Here is a 19,171-nt window from a genome sequence, read left to right as displayed (position 1 = left end):
ACCCCAGTTGCATTCATGACCACGGCCGCTTCCACAATCACGAGCGCTTCCATATTCCGCCGACTCATTCTTGAACCCGGCTACCTCCCGAAGGTTGGGGCTTCATGACCACAGACACGCACGCGGTACAAGGTCAGGTGCCCGTGCGTCGCGGCCACCTCGGCAGTCACTTCGAAGCCGAGCCGCCGGTAGAACCGTAGGTTGCGCTCATCCGAGGTTTCCAGAAACGCAGGGACACCGGCCTGCTCGGCGGCTTGCATGCCGGGCAATACGATGGCTTTACCAAAACCCTTGCCTTGCGCCGATAGCCGCAGCCCCGTCCGTGTCGGGATGCGTCCACACCGCCACCGCGTCACCATCGTCGGCGACCCAGACCCGACCGTGTTTCAACCCGACGTGTCCCACCAACAGCCGCTGCATCGCGCTCACTCGTTCGGATGCCACCACATGACGTAACCAGGGATAGTCGGCAAAAGCCCCTCCCAAGGTCTCGGTAGCACGGGGTGTCAACATCACGCCAATTGGCGTGCCGTTGACAGGTCTGGTCACCACTGCGAAGCGCATACCTGGGCGCCGATTGTCACGACCTTCCCGGCCAGCTGCACGGCTCGGTGTGCGCAGCGATCGGTGCGGGCGGGCCAGGCCCCGTATGGAACTACCAGTCCTGCCCGAGCGGGCGACCGATTCGGCGCCATTCCCGATCCCAGGACGCGCCGCGGCGGGTGTCGAGCAGCCTGCCGACACCCCAGGCCAGGAGCAGTGCGCCTCCCCACGCACCGGCGAGCAGGGCAAGACCGGCGCTGACCCCCTCGCCGACCGCGGCACCGGAACGCTTCGGCGCGGTGGTTGGTTGCCCGTCTGGTCCGAGCCAGATCGGCACCTCCGCGCCGAGTGCCGATCCGCTCGGAACCTCGACGACCGCGGTTCCGGATCTCCCGTCGTGATTCCACCGGACCGCGGCTTCGTATCGCTCTTTGGTCAGCCCGTGCTGGCGGGTGGCGATCACCGTCCGCTCCGGCTTCGCCGTGACCGTCGCCATCGCCTCGGCCTTGGCCGCGTTCTCGACGCGGATGCGCGCCACGGCGTCGGTGTAACTCGCGGTACCCGCCGCTCCCGCGAGCGGCACCGCGAGCAGCACCACCGCGATCGCGAACATCCCGACCAGCGCCTGTATCCGGTCCGACGCACGGATCAGCGGGTTGGTGCGCCACGGACACATGCGCCACAATCGGACGGGCAATGATGGATATTCGGACACCTTGATCACCCTCTTCCGGACGGTGCCCACGCTTCGGCCGAAGTGTGTTCGATTCGTTGGGTCGAGGATCTCGTGTGTGCGAGTCGAACAGCAGAGACAAAGGTCTCCTGCCAACGAGCCAACCGGCCCCGTTCGGCCGGCCGAAACGCCTCCGAACCGCCGATGCCCTGTCGATGATCTCGAAGATCACGCTCGGCAGGCCCTCGCTCGGCTGCGCACTGAGCCGCCACCTACGACAAGGGGATCCTCACTGTGACGGTTCCGGCGGCCGAGGCTGCTTCGCCGCAGGAAAGGCGGATTGCGGTCAAGTCCGTGGAATGACGCGCCGAACGGGATCCATGCACGAGCCGCGGTCGAGGTCGAAGTCGCGATGATCTCGGCTTCGGGTGGCTGCACCTGTTTCTCGAATCGAGAAGTCCGCAGCAGTATTTCGAAACCAAGATGCCCAGCAAGCAGATGCCGTGCCAGTGAACGCACTCCCGAGGCTGTGTGCCGACGTCCTGGCATCTGTCTCGGTGCCGTCGCGGAAATGGCAGGTGACAGCGATATTGGTGTACGCGGACGGGCTTGTGAGTCGGACTCACCGCAGTGGTCCATTGCGGAGCGCGACAGGACCTTCGGCCCTCTCCGCACCGTCGCGAGCGGTGCGAGAGTCGATCGCATGAGCAAAGGCACCGCGACGGATTCGACACTACGGATGACGGATTCCGCACTACAGATATCGATCGGGCACCATGTCTCCGCCGCGGCGGCCGACTACGTGCGGCAGAAGGTCGGCCCCGCTTTGGATCACGCGTCAGAGCCGCTGCTCGGAGCGCGGGTCCGGGTCAGGGGGCACGCCGACCCGGCGGTGGCACGTCCTATCGTCGCGCAGGCGAACGTGAACGTGAACGGTCGTGCGGTGCGCGTCCAGGTCGCCGCGGCGACCACCAGGGAAGCGATCGACCTGCTCGCAGCCCGGTTGAAGACGCGCCTGGAGCGGTTGGCGCGGCACTGGCAAGCGGTGCGCGGCGGACGGCCCGGCCTGCGTCCACAGCACTGGCGCCACGGCGACCTTGCGCGTGCCTCGTTACCCCACGTTCTCGACGCGGCCGAGCAGCGGCGGATCGTCCGGCGCAAATCGTATGCGCTGGTCGGTGAAACCTGCGACGAGGCCGTCTTCGACATGGAGACCATGGACTACGACTTCCACCTGTTCACCGAATCCGGCACCGACGTCGACAGCGTGCTCTACCGTATCGGCGACGTCGGTTACCGTCTCGCGCAAGTGGCTCCGCGTCCCGAAGCCGTCACCCGCGGCGTCGTGTCGTTCACCATGAGTCCGACCCCGGCACCGGTTTTGGACATCCAGGACGCCATCACGCGACTCGAGCTGACCGGTCTGCCGTTCGTCTTCTTCCGTGACAAGGCGTCGAAACGGGGCAGCGTCCTCTACCGCCGCTACGACGGCGACTACGGCCTGATCACACCGCCGACGCGGCGGTGAGAATTCGACCCTCGAGGGAACATCGTGAATATCCGCCACGCACCCCTGTATGTGCTCGCGCTAGCCGTCCTCGTCACCGCACTCGTCTTGATCGGCCTGCCGGCCTTCACCCTCCTGTTGCTCCAGGTCGTCCTGGCCTGCCCGCTCCTGTTGCTGGTTCTGTTCGGTGGCGACACCGGACGCCGAGCCGCGGAGTGCATCACCCAACCCGACGCACAAGCCCGGTGACGCGCTCTGTCACTTGGTTTTCCACCTGTAGTGACGACCCCTCGGCGCGCCGCTACCGATACCACGGATACACCGCGTGCTCGGGCACCGTGGATCGGATCATGGCAGCCGGACCGGGGGGATCGTCTCGGTCGGCCCGCCGCCTGCACCGCTGTAGCAACCAGCCGCAGGCGGGCGGCTGACTCGGCGTGAAGTTCGGGGAATCCGGCAATACGGATCGCGCTGCGAGGTGCATGACGCCGCGGGAGACGGTGCAGCAAGTCGGCGGGTTTCCTGCGGTGGCTCAATCGAGGTCCGCCGCCTACCCATCGAGGGACTTTCGTCCCTGCCACGCACACGATGCGGCAGAGATGCTCGATGGAGAATCCGATGACAACGAAAGGCAAAGCCATGGCCGATTCGACTGCCTCGCAGTCCGTCCCGCAGATGATCGCGGCTGTCGACGGGTCGGCGATCTCCTATCACGCTGTGGCCTGGGCAGCGGTCGAGGCTGTCCTGCGCCGCCGGCAACTGCACATTCTCACCTCGATGGCGCTGCCCGGCGGTTTCGGTCCCGGCATGACACTGAGCGACGCGGACATGGAGTGGATGCGTCGCGATGGCGAACGGATCCTCACCGAAGCCAGCCGGATCGCGCGTGAGGCCGTGCCCGGTGCGGAACTCGTGCTCACCACCGAGGTGTCCTTCGACTTCCTCATTCCCACGCTGATCGACCGTTCGCACCAGGTGAAGATGCTGGTGGTCGGCAGCCGGGGCATCGGCGCGTTCCAGCGCGGGATGCTCGGCTCGGTCAGCACCGCGGTGACCCGGCATGCCCATTGTCCGGTCGCGGTCATCCACGACATCTCCGGCATCACCCCGGAATGGACCGACCAGCCCGTAGTTGTCGGTGTCGATGGCAGCGACAACAGTGTCCCCGCCATCGAACTCGCCTTCGAAGAGGCCTCGCTGCGCAAGGTCGGCCTGACCGCGGTGCATACCTGGAGCGATGTCACCGGACTCGATATACCGATGGCCGACTGGGATGCGATGTTGGAGTCCGAGCAGGTGTTGCTGGCCGAACAGCTGGCCGGCTATCAGGAGCGGTACCCGGATGTGCCGGTCCGGCGCGTCGTCAAGGTCGACCGCCCGGCTCGCGCGCTGCTCGACGAATCGGAGCACGCGCAGCTGCTGGTGGTCGGCAGCCACGGCCGCGGCGGGTTCGCCAGCATGCTGCTCGGCTCGACCAGCAACAAGCTGCTGCATTCGGCGCAGTGTCCGATGATCGTCGTGCGAGACCGCGAACGTCCTCCGGCATGAGGCCCCTCCGCATGTGACGCGCCCGCGCGCCGAGCCACCACGTCCACGTGGTAGCAGTCCGGTGGCTGGGAGGACACCGATCGGCATCCTGATCCGCCAAGGGGTCGCTGGGCCCTCGACTTGTGGCCATTGGCCTCTTCGTCGGCACTGTCACCGAATGCGACGCTGGCGACAAGACACAGTTGTCGAGAACGAGGTAGGAGCAATGGCCAAAAGGCACCCTGATGCCGACAGCGTGCGGGCCGCGTTGGCGCTGGCCGTGCGCGCGCCGTCGGTGCACAACACCCAGCCGTGGCAATGGCGGGTCGGCGACACCACCGTGCACCTGTACGCCGACGACAGTCGCCGGCTGCCGCACGCGGACCCGGACCGCCGCGATCTGCTGATCAGCTGCGGCGCCGCACTGCATCACTTCCGGGTGGCGGCGCGGTCGTTCGGGTGGGACACCGTGGTGCACAGGCTCCCGAATCCGGCCGACCCGGAGCATCTCGCGGCGATCGAGTTCTCCTCGACCACCCCGACCGCCGACTTCGTCGCCGCTGCGCGCGCCATCAGCCAGCGACGCACGGATCGCCGTCGCGTCACCTCATGGGAGATCCCAGAGGCTCTGCTCACCGAGATCACCGCTGCCGGCACTGCCGAGGGGGCGATGATCAGCGAGATCCCCGGTGGCCCCACACGGATCCGGCTCGTGCGGGCCTTCCAGGACGCCGCGCGGCAGCATCACGCAGATCCTGCGTATCAGGCCGAGCTCGCCGCCTGGAGCGGGCGTCATGCCGCCGAAGAAGGAGTACCCGCGCGCAGTACTGTCACCGCCGCCGATCCGCTGACCCGCGAGTTCCACAACCCCACCCTGACCGAGGCGGTGCTGCACGACCTCGACGTTCGTGGCGGCCTTTTGCTGGTACACACCAGCTCCGACGACCCGCTGTCGCGGCTGCGCGCCGGTGAGGCGACCAGTGCGGTGCTGTTGGCCGCCACCGAGATCGGATTGGCGACCTGCCCGCTGACCGAGCCTCTGGAGTTGCCGAGCACTCGCGAGCTCATCCGAGCCGATCTACTGTCCGGCAGTGGTTTTCCGCAGCTCATAGTCAGAATCGGCTGGGCGGCCACCAGCGCCGCGCAAGTTCCGATGACTCCGCGTCGCGCGCTGGACGATGTCGTGCAGCCCTTGTGACTTTGCGTCCGACGGGTCTGGCGCAGTTCCGCTGCTATTTCCCCTCGTGACTGCGCGACGTGACCGTCGCCGATCTGACCGCGGCGGACTACCAGATGCGGCAGTCCTGGCGTCCGCGCAGTAGCCGGTCTGCTACCGGTCACCGGACTGTGGGCGGCAGTCGGCCCGCTGTCGTTTGTGCGCTGCCCGGCGCCTCCCGGCAGCCGTCGGTAGGGCCGGAGTCGACGACGTTGACGACAGCGGTGGCCGTTGCACCGCTGTCGTCGGGCGATCGGCAGCGCCTTGCGACACTCGCCGCGGTGTTGGCGCCGCTGGTGGGACTGACCTGATTCGCGGGGCGCGACCCTGCCTCGTCCTGCTCGCGAATCCATTGTCCGACCTCGAGCATTGTCCGACCTCGAGCTGATCACCTCGCGGCAACCGTGATCGCCAGTCAGTTGGGACTGGTCACCGACGTGCCCAGTCGAAAGCCGAGCCGGACCAGGTTCTTCGGCACGATCGAAGGTAGTGCTGGATGACAAGTCCCATGCCGGATCGGCCATGCCCCAATGCCCGTTCCGGCTACCGGAAGCAGGTTTCCCCGTTCAGCCGACCGGCTCGGGTTCGATCCGGAATACCGGGTAGTCCGAGGCGATCCGCTCGTAGTCGGCGAGTGAGGCATTCGGGCCGACCGGGATGTGCGGGCGGCCTCCGGGTGCCACGCGCACGTACTGGCGCAGAATCGCCGCCCGCTGGCCGGGCGCGACCTCCGTGAGGTGGATCGCCTCGGTGTCGCCGTGGCGCAGCAGGGCGTGGCCCTCGGCGGCGGCCACGTTGCGCACCCAGTTCGTGTTCTTCCCCAGCATCGACACCACGTAGCGTCCGCCGCCGAGTTCCGTGATCACCACCGGGAACCAGATCACACGCCCGCTGCGCCGCCCGCGGACACCCAGCGCCGCGACCAACCGCGGCGCGATGCCCGCCGCGAAAAACCATGCTGAGAACCGATTTTGAATCCGGGCGAACAGATTCGGCCTACCGCTGCGATACAACCAGCGCAAGTAGTTGTCGTATGCCCGCATGATCACTCCTCGAAGAACGGGTGTATCCCTGACACACTCGATTTCACGGACTTCTCCGATCGCCGGGTAGGGCATCGGGCACTCCAGGTTGCCGACTCTCGTCCACACGAAAATGACGAAAGGCCCCGGGAAAGGCGGACAGGTGCACTCATCTGTCGACACCATCACGGTCATGGATGACGGCGCCAGGGCCGGAAGTCTATGACCGCGGCCCGTCCGGCATCCCGGCGCACCCGATACGGCTGGCGCCACGTATGAGTTGCCACGACTTCCGCGACGCAAGGACCCTCGTCCACTTACGCCTTTGCTGTTTGCTAAACTACGCAAACAGCAAGCTGCTGGTGTCGATGGTCAGCGGAAGGGAGCAGGCGCTGATGCCTGGACTGCAGAGGCCGCTGTACCAGATGAAGGCCGATTTCTTCAAGACACTCGGTCATCCGGTGCGGATCCGTGTGCTCGAGCTGCTCAGCGAGCGCGAGCACGCGGTGTCGGAGATGCTGAACGAGATCGAGGTGGAGGCGGCGAATCTGTCGCAGCAACTGGCCATCCTCCGCCGCGCCGGCTTGGTCACCGCCCGACGGGAGGGACTGTCGGTGACCTATGCCCTCACCTCGCCGGAGGTCGCGCAACTCCTCGCCACGGCGCGCGCCATCCTCACCGGGGTGGTTGCCGGACAGGTCGAAGCATTGGAGCAGCAAACCGGATAGACCCCCGTTCGAGGACCGCCGAGATGCGGACAGTAGTTGCAGAATTTCTAAACTAAACACCTAGTAGTTTTGTGAAGGAGAGACTGGTCGTGACCGAACACTCGACTACCGCCACCGGAACCGTGCAGGCGCCGACCGATAATGAGGCCATCCTGGCCTGGGTGGCCGAGGTCGCCGAGCTGACCGCCCCCGACCGGATCGTTTTCTGTGACGGTTCCCGCGCCGAGTGGGACCGGCTGACCGGTCTGCTGGTCGACAAAGGCACCTTCGTGCCGCTGACGGCCAAGCCGAACTCCTTCTGGTGCGTCTCCGATCCGGACGATGTGGCGCGGGTGGAAGATCGCACGTTCATCTGCTCAGAAAACCGAGATGACGCGGGCCCGACCAACAACTGGGTGGATCCGCTGGACATGCGAACGGTGATGACCGAGCACTATCGCGGCGCCATGGCCGGGCGCACAATGTATGTCATCGCGTTCTGCATGGGGCCGCTCGAAGCCGCGGACCCGAAGTTCGGTGTGCAGATCACCGATTCGGAGTATGTGGCGGTGTCGATGCAGATCATGACCCGCTCGGGGGCGCCGGTGTGGGCAAAGCTCACCGGCGAAACGGAGTTCGTGCGGTGCCTGCATTCGGTGGGATCCCCGCTCGCCGACGGGCAGCAGGACGTGCCGTGGCCGTGTGACCACACCAAGTACATCTCGCACTTTCCCGAAGCACGCACGATCTGGAGTTACGGTTCCGGGTACGGCGGCAATGCCCTGCTGGGCAAGAAATGTTTCGCGTTGCGCATCGCGTCGGTGCTCGGACGCGACGAGGGGTGGCTGGCCGAGCACATGCTGATCCTGAAACTCACCTCCCCCCAGGGCAAGACGCATTACATCGCGGCGGCGTTCCCGTCCTCGTGCGGCAAGACGAACCTCGCGATGCTCGAGCCGGTACTACCCGGTTGGACCGCGGAGACCATCGGTGACGACATCGCCTGGATGCGGTTCGGCGCCGACGGCCGGTTGTATGCGGTGAACCCCGAAGCCGGGTTCTTCGGTGTCGCGCCAGGGACCGGTGCGAAGACGAACCCGAACGCGATCGCGACCATCAATGTGGGCAACTCGGTCTTCACCAATACAGCCCGCACCGACGACGGCGACATCTGGTGGGAGGGGCTGACCGATCAGCCGCCGACCCAACTGATCGACTGGCGCGGCAACGATTGGACATCCGAGGCCGGAACACCTGCCGCGCATCCGAATTCGCGATATTGCACGCCGATCGAGCAGTGCCCGTCGGTCGCGCCGGAATGGAACGACCCGACCGGTGTGCCGATCTCGGCAATCTTTTTCGGCGGCCGCCGCGCCACCACCATTCCCCTGATCACCGAGTCCTTCGACTGGGCGCACGGCGTGTTCACCGCGTCGGTGCTGTCGTCGGAGACCACCGCGGCCGCGACCGGCGCGGTGGGCGTGGTGCGCCGCGATCCGATGGCAATGCTGCCGTTCCTGGGCTACCACGTCGGGGACTACTTCGCGCACTGGCTGAAGCTGGGCGCCGGCGCGGACTCCGCCAAGCTACCGAAGATTTTCCAGGTCAACTGGTTCCGCCGCAGTGCCGACGGCACGTTCCTCTGGCCCGGCTTCGGTGACAACGTCCGCGTGCTGAAATGGGCCCTCGAGCGATTGGACGGCGCCGCGGACGCGGTCGACACCCCGATCGGGTACGTGCCCACCACCGACGCGCTCGACCTCACCGGCTTCGATGAGGAAAAGCGTGCTCGGGCCGAAGCTGCCCTGGCCGTAGACCCCGACGAGTGGGTGGCCGAGGTCGCGTCGATCGACGAGTGGTACGCGACCATCGGCGGCAACCGACTGCCCGAACAGCTGCGAGAGCAGCTGGCGGCGTTGAAGACTCGTCTGGCAGCTACGCGGTGAGCGTGCGCGCATTGCTTCCGAACTGGTCGGACTGGAAGCCCGCCGTTCACGCGCCCGGTGCGGACCTGCTATCAGGATTGCTCGTCGCGCTCGTCGCGTTGCCGCTGGCACTCGGATTCGGGATCAGTTCCGGACTCGGCGCCGCGGCAGGCCTGGCGACGGCGGTCGTGGCCGGCGCGGTGGCGGCAGTGTTCGGCGGATCCCGGTTCCAGGTCTCGGGCCCGACCGGCGCCATGACGGTGGTGCTGGTACCGATCTTCCATCAGCACGGAGGCAGCGGGGTGCTGGCCGTGGGGCTGATGGCTGGTCTCGTGCTGGTGGTGCTCGCGGTCGCCGGGGTCGGGCGGGCCGTGCGATACATGCCGGCTCCGGTGATCGAGGGGTTCACCGCCGGGATCGCGGTCGTCATCGCGCTGCAACAGTTTCCAGCCGCCCTCGGCATCGCCGACACCGAAGGCGAAAAGGTATGGCAGACAGCCTTCCACGCGATACGCGAATTCGTTTCACACCCCCACTATGTGGCACTCGCGACCGCGCTGACGGTGGCCGCGGTCGTGCTGGTCGGAGGCCGGTACCTGCCGAAACTGCCGTTCGCGCTGATCGCCGTAGCCGCCGCCACCGCGGCGGCGCAGGTGTTCGACCTGACCCTGACCCCCATCGGGACGATCCCATCCGGATTGCAGGTCCCCAGTGCAGGATTCCTACACCCAGACCAGCTGGCCGCGCTGATCGTTCCCGCCCTGGCTGTCGCCGCGCTGGCGGCCTTGGAGTCACTGCTGTCGGCCACTGCCGCCGACGCCATGGCCGTGGGAACCCGCCACAATCCGGACCGTGAACTGCTGGGTCAGGGCCTGGCCAACATCGCCGCACCCCTGTTCGGCGGTGTCCCGGCCACCGGCGCGATCGCTCGAACGGCGGTCAATGTTCGCTCCGGCGCGCGCACCCGGCTCGCCGCTGTCACCCATGCCGTGGTGCTCGCCGCCCTCATCTATCTCGCCGCGCCACTGGTCGCCGGTATCCCCTTGGCGGCACTCGCCGGAGTCCTGCTGGCAACCACCGTGCGCATGGTGGAAACCGCGTCACTGGCCGCGATCGCCCGCGCATCCACAGCGGACGCGGCAACCATGGTCGCCACCTTCTTTGTGACGGTCGCCCTGGATCTGGTGACCGCAGTCGCAGTCGGCGTCGGCATCGCGATCGTTCTCGCTTTGCGATCGGTCGCCAAAGAAACGCGGCTGCACCAGATTCCGCTCGGCGTCCAGACCGACGACACCGATCATCTGGCAGAGGAACACGACCTACTGCACGACCACATCGTCGCCTACCGTATCGACGGCCCGCTGTTCTTCGCCGCACACCGCTTTCTCCTGGAACTGACCGAGGTGTCCGACGTGCATGTGGTCATCTTGCGCATGTCTCACATCACCGCGCTCGATACCACTGGCGCCCTCATGCTCAAAGACGCCATCGGCAAACTCGAACACAGAGGCATCACTGTGCTCATGTCCGGACTACGTGCCGACCACCACCGACGCCTGGCCGCGATCGGCGCCCTACCCGCGGGCGGGCAGGAGCACATCTTCGCCCACACCCCGGACGCGATCGCGCACGCCCGCGGATTCGTGCCGGTCGTCATCGACTCGCCAAGCTGATCAGCAATAGCTGCGACCGGTAGTTGCAAGGGATCCGGCGCAGCGAACGCTGCTGACCGCGAGGCAGATCAGGGTCGACCGCGTCGAAAGGCAGCACGCCACACCGGCGCAACGAGCGATGGTCGCGTCCGGTTTCGATTTCGCTCGAGGATGGCTTGGACTCAGCGCGCCGACCTCTGCGGCAGCGGAACCGACCAGCGGACAACCGTGCCCCCGGCGGGGCCTTTCCCGGCGCTGAAGCTGCCACCCGACTCTTCGGTTCGAGCGGCCATGTTGGCCAGCCCGCTGCGACGGGAGAGGTCCTCGGGTAGGCCGATACCGTTGTCGGCGATCTCGAGAACGACGTCGTCGCCGATAGTGAGCTTGACCGAGACCGTACTGGCATGCGCGTGCCGAACCACGTTGCTGAGTGATTCTCGCAGCACCGCTTCGACGTGGTCGAACATGGTGGAGGTCAGGACCGACACCGGCCCGGCCAGGCGGATCGAGGTGCGCAACTCGGTTTCCGCGGTCATCTCGGCCACCACGGCGTGCAAGCGTTTGCGCAGGACCGGGGCTTCCGCGGCGGTGCTGGAATGCAGATCGAAGATCGAGTGCCGGATGTCCTGCACGATGGTTTGCACGTCGTTGATCGTCTCGCTGAGCCGCGACTTGATCTCGGGGGCGCGGGCGCGCTGCGCCGTTCCCTGCAGCGACAGCCCAACGGCGAACAGCCGCTGGATGACGTGGTCGTGGAGGTCGCGGGCAATGCGGTCGCGTTCGGAAACGACGTCGAGTTCGCGCATTCTGCGCTGACTGTTCGCCAGCTGCAAGGCCAGCGCGGCCTGGTTGGCGAAGGCCGTCATCATCGTTCGGCCCGCGGCGTCCACGGCCGGCATCTCGGCCGAGCGCATGACGGTCAGGACGCCGATGATCGACTGGCCCGCCCGCAACGGCGCGGTCAGTGCTGGACCGTACTTCACGGGCGAATCCAGCCTCAGGCCGCCGCTCGGTTCATCGGCCGAGCTACCTTCCTGGTCGCGGAACGCCGCACCGGTATGTGAACCGTCGAGCGAAATACGCTGTCCGAGGATCTCCTCGGCGTCGGTTCCGGCCGCCGAGACGACTACGAGCTCGCTGACCTCCTCCGACGGCATCTCGGGGTCTTCCTGCAAGGCGAGATAGGCGCACACCGACTCGGTCAGCATCAGCGCGCGTTCGGTGATCAGTTCGAGCACTTCGGTCGGTTCCCCACCGGCCAGCACGACCGCCGCCACATCCTGTGTGGCTTCCAGCCACTGCTGCCGGATCCGGGATTCCTCGTAGAGGCGGGCATTGGCGATGGCGATGCCTGCCGCGGCCGCCAAGGCCTGCACGACGACTTCGTCGTCCTCGGTGAACTCCTGACCGCCGGCCTTCTCGGTCAAGTACAGATTGCCGAAGATCTCGTCGCGGACCTGAACAGGCACCCCGAGAAAGGTTTTCATCGGCGGATGATTGGCGGGGAAACCGACCGACGACGGATGCGCGGACATATCGGCCAGCCGGATCGGTTTCGGTTGCTCGAACAGCAGCCCGAGCACACCGTGCCCGCGCGGCAGATCACCGATCAGGACCCGGGTGCGGTCGTCGATGCCCTCGTACACGAACTCGGCCAGCTGCTTGGAGGTCTTGTCGGTTTCCCGGACGCCGAGCGCACCGTAGCGGGCATCGACCAGCTCGATCGCGGTATGGACGATCGCCCGCAGCGTGTTGTCCAGCTCCAAACCGGCCGTGACCACCAGCATCGCCTCGATGAGCCGATCCATCTGATCACGCACACCGACGATCTCCGCGATGCGATCCTGCACCTCGGCCAGCAACTCGCGCAGGCGGGACTGGGCCAGCGTCCCGATCACCGGCGACCTGCCGTCTAGGCCGAAGTCGGCCGATGGATCTTGCATACCCGACATTCTGGCATCCACGGACGGCCCCAGCAGCACGATACCGGCACTAAACAAGATCGCCACCGACCCCGGAGCCCATCCTCGAGCAAAGACCGCAGCTCCTGACTGCTGCAGGGTGGCCGGCGTGTCGTGGGTCCACCACACCGACCGGCGGCGATATCCCGGCGAACATCCGATCCGTCGCGCCGGGCCGCGACCTGGTCCCGGAGCAAGATGGCCCGCACTGGACCTCCTCGACCACGCCGAAACCACCGATCCAGTCGACCTCGCCGCCGACTACGTCGCCACCTTCGACCATCACAAGCGATTCAGCCCGTATCTGACGTACTTCAGCTACGGCGACACAGCAAGCGCGGCGTGGCATTGCTGCGGTTCAAACACATCTATCGTGCCGCCGGGCTGGTCCTGCGCGACGACGAACTGCCCGACCATCTGGCGGTGGTCCTGGAATTCGCGGCGACCGCCGACGCCAAGGCAGGAACGCAACTGCTCATCGAGCACCGCGCGGGAGTGGAACTGCTGCGCCTCGGCCTGCGGGAAGCCGGATCGGCGTGTGGGCGAGCATGCATCGCCGGTGATGGTCGAAAGTCCTCGCCGTACCGGGCCATCAGATCGCGGGTGCGCGCCAACGTCCCAGCCACGACGGCAACGGAAGTCCGCTCATCAGGGGTCCTCGTGCTCTGCCCAGCTACCCGGCGGCGAGGGATCGTGGAGGGAACCACTCGACCACGAAGGGCAACGACACCCATGGACCGCGCACTGCCGGACGACAGCATCGTCGAAACCGCGTTGGCACTGGCCCTGCGCGCGCCATCGAGACACAACGTTCAGCCGTGGCGCTGGCAGATCGACCGGGGCAGCGTGCACCTATATCTGGATCGGACGCGAACGCTGCCCAGGACCGAGATCCAACAGCGAGATCTGCTCCTCAGCTGCGGAGCCGCGTTGCACCATTTGTCGGTGGCCTTCGCCGCACTGGGATGGGCGACGATCGTACGCCGGATGCCGAATCCGGATGATCCGGACCATCTGGCGGCGGTGACGACAGTGGCACATCGTCCCACCAACCAGGACATCGCCATGAGCGCCGCGATCACCCAGCGGCGCAGCGACCGCAGAAACTACCGCAACTGGATCATCCCGCCCGGCTACCTCGGGCTACTCACCGAGCGTGCCGCGGCCCTGGGTGCACTGATTCGCCCGGTTCGCGAACGCGCCGATGACCGACTGTCCGTCGCGACGCGGTCCGCATCCGGAGCCCCAGCCAGCGATCCGGCAATCGGCATCCGAGGCTGCAGCGGCATCGAGGAAGCGGCAGCACGCCACATCAGGGCAGCCCGGGTGGGTGACGACATCCCCGAGGCCACGATGGCCGCGGTCCTTGCCGATGCGACAACAGAAGCCGACCATTCCGATCTTCTCCTCCTGGCCACCATCACCGATGACCGGCTCGCGCGGCTCCGCGCAGGAGAGGCGATGAGCGCGGTCCTGCTGACCGCCACCAATGTCGGACTGGCCACCTGCCCGGTCTCCGGCCCGCTCGAAAACGCCGAACTACGCACTCGGCTGCGACACGACGTCCTCGACGACACCGCTCACCCCCAAGTCATCCTGCGGGTCGGTCAGCCGCCCACCAGCGCTGACCCGCCGCCGATGACGCCCCGCCGATCACTCGCCGAAGTGCTCGCCTCCGTCAAGTCCTGATACCACCCCGTCAGGCTCGCCACTCCGGCTTCAACGTGCTCGCCATCGCCGCCGCGCAGGTGCGCCAGCTCGATCGCATCGTCATCCACAGCCCTTGCCGCAGAAGCGAATACAGGTGCACGCTACCGGCTTCGGCCCTGAGTGCTCCGCCGGACAGCGCACGGTGCGGCCTGCCGCCCTGGTGTGCCCCATTCACGCTGCCTCGGCCCGGAGCAGGGAAACCCAGCCGTAATGACCTTCGACCTCACCCTCCGGTCACCCACACACAACTGGCGCCGGGCGCGACGGCCGCTCCGCCCGGCCCAGCACCGCCGCCCGGGCGGATGGTCCGAGTCCGAAGGACCCATCGACGTGATGGCCTTCGGTTCTGTCGTGGACCAGGACCACAACGGGATCATCACCAACCATGGCAGAGATCACCGGTTATCGGACGTCGGGATGGGCAGCCTCGGCGATGCTGACGGCCTTGCATGCCCCGATCACGCGCAGGCTGGCACGCGGCCTGACAGAGCTGCGCTATGAGGCCCGCCGTACGCATCGACGGATCGCTTTGCCGGTCTCGTATGCCCGCCACGGTGAGCAGGTGGTCGTGCGAGTCGGTCGAGCCGAAACCAAGTCGTGGTGGCGCAATTTCGCTACACCCGGGCAGGTGTCGATATGGATCGACGGGTGCTGGCAAACGGGCACCGCACGGGTGGTCGAGCCGGGCACCGGCGAGTACGCCGATGCATGGGCGATCTACCGCCACCGTTTTCCCCGCATGCCCGCCTTGGGCACCGACCCGCTGGTGGTCACCGAGCTGGATCCTGCCCAGAATCGGGAACACACCGCCACGGCAGCAGGCAAACGGTTGTGGCGGCGCTGGTTCGCGACGGTCACCTTGGGCGAGCTGCTGGGTTTCGCGGTACCCGCCATGGCTGCTGTGCTGGTGCGCGAGGCCGTCGAGGCGGTGGCCGTCGCGGTGCTGCTGGCGGCGGGTGCCGTCGAGGGCACGGTACTGGGTTGGTTCCAGGCGCGCATACTGCACGCGGTGGTGCCTGGACTTTCGCGCCGCGACTGGATCATAGCCACGGCGGCAGGGGCGCTGGTGGCCTGGTTGTCCGGCGTTGGGCTGGTCGTCTCGGACGGCTTCAAAGGATGGCCGCCTCTGCTGGTGGTGCCCACGGCGGCGGCCGCTGGTGTGGTGATGGTGCTGTCGCTGGGTGTAGCCCAATGGTTCGTGCTGCGCCACCACCTGACCGGTGCGGGGAGCTGGGTCGCGGCGACCGCCCTGGGCTGGGTCGCCGCGTTGGCGGTCTTCACGCTCTTCACCACCCCGTTGTGGCAACCCGATCAACCCGGCGCCCTCACCGCGGCGATCGGCATCGGCGGCGGGTTACTCATGGCCTCCGTCATGGCCGCTGTCACCGGCACATACCTGGTGTGGCTGCTGCGCGCCCAGCTTTCCTGAGCGCTCTGTGCGACCGAGTGGCTATCGACGCTGGGCAAACTGACACCACGGCAGCGTTGTCTCGGAATCCTGCCCCTACCCCAATCGGGATTCGTCCGCACACCGGCATAGCGGCCATCGCTCTGGCGCCTGCTGGGTCGATCTTATCGGCTACTCCCGACTTGCTTCTCGCCGAAAGGATTCCCGGCCGGTGCGTCGGCGGTCTCGCCCCCAAGTGGGCCTGACCACCTCGAATCCGCGCACCGGCCACGCTGCGCTCGATGTCGCTGTTCCTCGCCGCTCGGGCAGCACGAGTGGCCAGCCGCTTGGGAAGCGGTTTCGGATCGGATCAGCCGTTCTGGGGCGGGCCGGGATCGCGGCGGACGGCGAGGATCTCGCTGACCGGGCGCCGTGGTGTCGGCGGGCCCGGTTCGGGCTCGGTGGGTGCGACGCCGACGCGGATGATGACCTGCGGCACACCAGCGCTGGTGAGCACGCTCTCGATCGCCTTGCGGGCGGCTGGCAGTTCGGTGATGTGGGTGAGCGCGCAGGTCGCCAACCCTTGGGCGGTGCATTCCAGCAGTACCGCCGAGAGCGCTTCGCCGGTGTGCAGCCAGTCCGCGACGGTATTGCCGGTCGAGCTGAGCACCAGCAGCCGCGCCTGGTCATCGAGTTCGCCGCGCCGCTGGGAATGCGGGGCGGATGGGAAGGTGCGGGCGATGGGTACCCTCGCAGCCTCGGCGTCGGATACCAGTGCTGTGCGGGGCACTCCTTCGGTGGTGAATGAATGCCCTGTCCACCAATGCAATTCGGTTTGGTAGTCCATGTCGTAGTGGCGGGCGGCGGCGGCTTGTTCGGAGGCCGCGGCCAGCAGAGGGCGGGCGCTGTCGTCGAGGACGTCGAGTTCGACATCGTGCGGACTGGTCAACATCCGTGCGGTGTGCACGAGATCACCGAACCGGTGTGGCGGGTTCATCGGCAGCCGGTCGGTGCGGCGGCGCTGGATGGCCGCCGCGCGAGTCAGCACACCCTCGGGCGGGTCGGGCCAAGCCCGGAACTTGATGCTGGCCAGCAGCTCGGGGCGGTGGGACAGGTCGGGGACGCGCTGGGTATCGGTGTGCCAGCCGCGGGCGGCCAGCACGGTGCGCAGATGATGCAGTACCGTTCCGCAGCTGATGACCAGTTGCCGGCCGTGCGGGTCGGCGGAGATCAGCAGCCGGTCGTTGTCGCGGTAGAGGTGAAGCTCGGCGTCGTCGAACTCCCAGCGCCACGGCTGGGTGTTGTGCACCGAGGGGGCGCGGCTTGCCATCTCCACCGCCGCCACCACCGTAGGCAGATCCGGCACGGACGGTGCAGGACGCGCGTTGCTGTCGGTCATGCTTCCAGTGTCGCGCCGCCTATCCCTGCTGAGGGTGGGCATTGTGTCGCTTCTCGAGGGCCGATCGTCACCTGCTTTCCCCAGTCGGATCCCACGCGGCGCGCGCTCTGCCGCTCGCAGACAACCGCGTTCATGTCTGTCGCCGTACACGGTCGCTGCCATCGAGCAGACGTTGACGCGCCAGCCGTTCACTGAGCTCGGGCAGGCCGCCGACCGGGCTTCCGGCCAAGTCCTGCACACACCGCCGCACCACCCAGCCGACCCAGGGCCGGGCAACCCGACCGCCGAACTCGAGGCAGAGCCGGTCGACGGTCACCTCGATCCAACGGTTTTCGGCGGCGTCGCTGCGATGGGTGGTGAGAATGGCTGCGTCGGTCACCGGCTCAGCATGCGTAACCCTCTCGTCCCGGCGCCAGGGTCGAAGGACCCCTGCTCGGTGATCTATGTGCCAGTTCGGCAGTTTCTCCGCGGGTCGAAGCGCGAGCCGATGGTTGGCTACCTTCTCTTCTCGACAAGTCTGATACCGGTGACGATGGTTGGTTCGATCGCGATCACGGTGTCCATGACCTTGTCGACCCAGGGATGCAGCAGCTGCTCATATCGGGCGATGCGGTCGGGATCGGTGATCGTGTGCGCCAACCCCGTCACCACGACCGACCAACCGACACGGCGTACCGGGTCGATGTCGTCGGCTTCATAGGCAACCACCACCGGAGAATTGCCGCGCACGGCCGAAGAAAGCCGAGAGATCAACTGCGTACGCACAATGATGACCCCACCGTCCTCCACCAGATGATTCACCGGACGGATCGCGGGCAACGCATCACGGGTGAACACCACCCGCCCCAGCGGCGCACTTTCCAGCAGCCACATCGCCTCGGCGCGATCGAGCTCGACGACATCGCGATCCCCAACACCGTTCAACGACTGCTCGATCACTCCACAGCACCCCCGCAACTTCTGAGTTCGACTCTGCCGCTGGAGTCTCCGAAATGTGGATTGACGGTCAGCGCGACCGGCGGTGGCAATAACTCCGACGAACTCACAAGACGACAACCTCTCTCCCGACAGTGATTCGCCACCGTCACCCTCCAATGTCAACAGCGCGATCCCCGCGGCAACCAGGGCCGAAAGTCCCACGATCCGATTGCCTTCGGGTACGTACCGTCCGAAACACCGCGCCGAGCCGCCAGCCGACGGCACCTCCCTCGACTCCGTCGACCTTGGTCCGACTTGCCGGGGACGAAGGACTCTGCTCACGGGTTTGCCCCGGCAGGCACGGTGATCACCGGGCCGCGGCATCCGTCCAGCCGCGGCCCGCTCGAACCGACATCGGAGGAAACACGTGAGCGACATGGCATCCGGCCAGCCCTACCACGCCAAGCCGGGCGACAGCCTCGCCGACCCGTACAACATCCCCGGCATCGTGCTGTTCCTCGCCGGAGTAGTGGGTCTGGCATCCACACTCACCGCGGCCGGATACGGATTCACCGACTGGATCGCCCTCGGCGCGACCGCCACCACCCTGTGCTTCGTCGCCAGCGTCACACTGCTCCGGCTCGAGCACCTCCGCCTGCGCCGACTCGCCCAACGCTGCTCCCCTACCCCGTCCGAGGAACCACAGCCGACCGACTGACGTTCACCCGGGGGCCGCGTTTCGCGGCCTCACTACCGATCGATCTTCGGGCGCTGCGAGACCGAGCATCCCTGTTCGCGGATCGGCTTGAAGTGGATGGTGCCAACAAGTGTGCAGCGAAACCCTCACTGGCATCGATCGGAACACAGTCGGATGGCCAGATCACGCGAGCGGCCTCGAACCCGTCGCCCGCACAGCGAACCACTGGGTAAATGTCCACCATCGCAAAAAGCTCTGTTCTGCAGGGGATGTCGTCGGTTTCGACGGCGGTCATCCATTTCTCGAGTTGGCGGCCGCGTACATGAC

18 protein-coding genes and 1 pseudogene are annotated in these 19,171 nt (G+C 66.8%); 12 read left to right on the top strand and 7 right to left on the bottom strand.

Annotation, left to right across the window (positions count from 1 at the left end; translation table 11 throughout):
- Positions 1-80: 80 nt before the first annotated feature.
- Both IU459_RS39825 and IU459_RS28915 read right to left on the bottom strand, forming a co-directional pair.
- Entirely contained in the window at positions 81-260 is a 180-nt protein-coding gene (locus IU459_RS39825; RefSeq protein ID WP_324199072.1) for a hypothetical protein, read from the bottom strand.
- Positions 261-655: 395 nt separating this feature from the next.
- On the bottom strand, positions 656-1,258 hold the full coding sequence (locus IU459_RS28915) for an Rv1733c family protein (RefSeq protein WP_195132744.1): 603 nt from the start codon (positions 1,256-1,258) through the stop codon (positions 656-658).
- A 237-nt stretch (positions 1,259-1,495) separates the two neighbouring features.
- Between IU459_RS28915 and IU459_RS39820 the strand changes: the two are divergent.
- The 6 genes and pseudogenes from IU459_RS39820 to IU459_RS28890 form a co-directional block, all read left to right on the top strand.
- Positions 1,496-1,579, top strand: a pseudogene (locus IU459_RS39820) (hypothetical protein); the annotation flags it as partial.
- Positions 1,580-1,919: 340 nt separating this feature from the next.
- Positions 1,920-2,744: a ribosome hibernation promotion factor gene (locus IU459_RS28910; protein ID WP_228838675.1), complete on the top strand. Its 825-nt coding sequence runs from the start codon at positions 1,920-1,922 to the stop codon at positions 2,742-2,744.
- Positions 2,745-2,768: 24 nt separating this feature from the next.
- Positions 2,769-2,972, top strand: coding sequence for a hypothetical protein (locus IU459_RS28905; RefSeq protein ID WP_195132743.1), 204 nt, complete (start codon positions 2,769-2,771; stop codon positions 2,970-2,972).
- 369 nt (positions 2,973-3,341) lie between these two features.
- Entirely contained in the window at positions 3,342-4,271 is a 930-nt protein-coding gene (locus tag IU459_RS28900; protein ID WP_195132742.1) for a universal stress protein, read from the top strand.
- A 205-nt stretch (positions 4,272-4,476) separates the two neighbouring features.
- Positions 4,477-5,448: an Acg family FMN-binding oxidoreductase gene (locus IU459_RS28895; protein ID WP_195132741.1), complete on the top strand. Its 972-nt coding sequence runs from the start codon at positions 4,477-4,479 to the stop codon at positions 5,446-5,448.
- A 59-nt stretch (positions 5,449-5,507) separates the two neighbouring features.
- Complete coding sequence (locus IU459_RS28890; protein ID WP_195132740.1) at positions 5,508-5,777, top strand: hypothetical protein; 270 nt, start codon at positions 5,508-5,510, stop codon at positions 5,775-5,777.
- 255 nt (positions 5,778-6,032) lie between these two features.
- On the opposite strand, the gene IU459_RS28885 is transcribed toward IU459_RS28890, so the two are convergent.
- Positions 6,033-6,509, bottom strand: coding sequence for a nitroreductase/quinone reductase family protein (locus IU459_RS28885; protein WP_195132739.1), 477 nt, complete (start codon positions 6,507-6,509; stop codon positions 6,033-6,035).
- 374 nt (positions 6,510-6,883) lie between these two features.
- On the opposite strand from IU459_RS28885, the gene IU459_RS28880 reads away from it, so the two are divergent.
- The 3 genes from IU459_RS28880 (at position 6,884) to IU459_RS28870 (ending at position 10,793) form a co-directional block, all read left to right on the top strand.
- Positions 6,884-7,216 (top strand): ArsR/SmtB family transcription factor, encoded by a 333-nt coding sequence (locus IU459_RS28880; protein WP_195132738.1) that lies wholly within the window; start codon positions 6,884-6,886, stop codon positions 7,214-7,216.
- 122 nt (positions 7,217-7,338) lie between these two features.
- Complete coding sequence (locus tag IU459_RS28875; protein ID WP_440446539.1) at positions 7,339-9,141, top strand: phosphoenolpyruvate carboxykinase (GTP); 1,803 nt, start codon at positions 7,339-7,341, stop codon at positions 9,139-9,141.
- Positions 9,138-10,793 (top strand): SulP family inorganic anion transporter, encoded by a 1,656-nt coding sequence (locus IU459_RS28870; protein WP_324199070.1) that lies wholly within the window; start codon positions 9,138-9,140, stop codon positions 10,791-10,793. Before IU459_RS28875 ends, IU459_RS28870 begins: the two co-directional genes overlap by 4 nt.
- Before the next feature lie 161 nt (positions 10,794-10,954).
- Here the strand turns inward: IU459_RS28870 and IU459_RS28865 are convergent, their stop codons facing one another.
- Positions 10,955-12,724, bottom strand: coding sequence for a GAF domain-containing protein (locus IU459_RS28865; protein WP_440446537.1), 1,770 nt, complete (start codon positions 12,722-12,724; stop codon positions 10,955-10,957).
- A 351-nt stretch (positions 12,725-13,075) separates the two neighbouring features.
- Here IU459_RS28865 and IU459_RS28855 point away from each other — a divergent pair, with 351 nt between their 5' ends.
- Both IU459_RS28855 and IU459_RS28850 read left to right on the top strand, forming a co-directional pair.
- Entirely contained in the window at positions 13,076-14,422 is a 1,347-nt protein-coding gene (locus IU459_RS28855) for an Acg family FMN-binding oxidoreductase (protein ID WP_324199069.1), read from the top strand.
- Between the two features lie 406 nt (positions 14,423-14,828).
- On the top strand, positions 14,829-15,872 hold the full coding sequence (locus IU459_RS28850; protein WP_195132734.1) for a nitroreductase/quinone reductase family protein: 1,044 nt from the start codon (positions 14,829-14,831) through the stop codon (positions 15,870-15,872).
- A gap of 328 nt (positions 15,873-16,200) precedes the next feature.
- On the opposite strand, the gene IU459_RS28845 is transcribed toward IU459_RS28850, so the two are convergent.
- The 3 genes from IU459_RS28845 to IU459_RS28835 form a co-directional block, all read right to left on the bottom strand.
- Entirely contained in the window at positions 16,201-17,229 is a 1,029-nt protein-coding gene (locus IU459_RS28845) for an Acg family FMN-binding oxidoreductase (RefSeq protein WP_195132733.1), read from the bottom strand.
- 130 nt (positions 17,230-17,359) lie between these two features.
- Positions 17,360-17,608: a hypothetical protein gene (locus IU459_RS28840; RefSeq protein WP_195132732.1), complete on the bottom strand. Its 249-nt coding sequence runs from the start codon at positions 17,606-17,608 to the stop codon at positions 17,360-17,362.
- A gap of 116 nt (positions 17,609-17,724) precedes the next feature.
- Entirely contained in the window at positions 17,725-18,168 is a 444-nt protein-coding gene (locus IU459_RS28835) for a pyridoxamine 5'-phosphate oxidase family protein (RefSeq protein WP_324199068.1), read from the bottom strand.
- Between the two features lie 415 nt (positions 18,169-18,583).
- On the opposite strand from IU459_RS28835, the gene IU459_RS28830 reads away from it, so the two are divergent.
- Positions 18,584-18,865, top strand: coding sequence for a hypothetical protein (locus IU459_RS28830; RefSeq protein WP_228838680.1), 282 nt, complete (start codon positions 18,584-18,586; stop codon positions 18,863-18,865).
- Positions 18,866-19,171: the final 306 nt, after the last annotated feature.

The sequence above is a fragment of the Nocardia amamiensis genome, assembly GCF_015477605.1.
Classification (GTDB): domain Bacteria; phylum Actinomycetota; class Actinomycetes; order Mycobacteriales; family Mycobacteriaceae; genus Nocardia; species Nocardia amamiensis_A.
The sequence above is the reverse complement of the archived record's forward strand: the minus strand, read 5'-3'. Positions and strand labels throughout refer to the sequence as shown.

What these genes read in the sequence shown, in the direction of transcription:
- IU459_RS28900 (WP_195132742.1), top strand. Translation starts at nt 3,342, where the DNA reads ATGACAACGAAAGGCAAAGCCATGGCCGATTCGACTGCCTCGCAGTCC.
- IU459_RS28865 (WP_440446537.1), bottom strand. Translation starts at nt 12,724, where the DNA reads ATGTCGGGTATGCAAGATCCATCGGCCGACTTCGGCCTAGACGGCAGG.
- IU459_RS28910 (WP_228838675.1), top strand. Translation starts at nt 1,920, where the DNA reads ATGAGCAAAGGCACCGCGACGGATTCGACACTACGGATGACGGATTCC.
- IU459_RS28850 (WP_195132734.1), top strand. Translation starts at nt 14,829, where the DNA reads ATGGCAGAGATCACCGGTTATCGGACGTCGGGATGGGCAGCCTCGGCG.
- IU459_RS28885 (WP_195132739.1), bottom strand. Translation starts at nt 6,509, where the DNA reads ATGCGGGCATACGACAACTACTTGCGCTGGTTGTATCGCAGCGGTAGG.
- IU459_RS28895 (WP_195132741.1), top strand. Translation starts at nt 4,477, where the DNA reads ATGGCCAAAAGGCACCCTGATGCCGACAGCGTGCGGGCCGCGTTGGCG.
- IU459_RS28880 (WP_195132738.1), top strand. Translation starts at nt 6,884, where the DNA reads ATGCCTGGACTGCAGAGGCCGCTGTACCAGATGAAGGCCGATTTCTTC.
- IU459_RS39825 (WP_324199072.1), bottom strand. Translation starts at nt 260, where the DNA reads ATGCAAGCCGCCGAGCAGGCCGGTGTCCCTGCGTTTCTGGAAACCTCG.
- IU459_RS28845 (WP_195132733.1), bottom strand. Translation starts at nt 17,229, where the DNA reads ATGACCGACAGCAACGCGCGTCCTGCACCGTCCGTGCCGGATCTGCCT.
- IU459_RS28830 (WP_228838680.1), top strand. Translation starts at nt 18,584, where the DNA reads ATGGCATCCGGCCAGCCCTACCACGCCAAGCCGGGCGACAGCCTCGCC.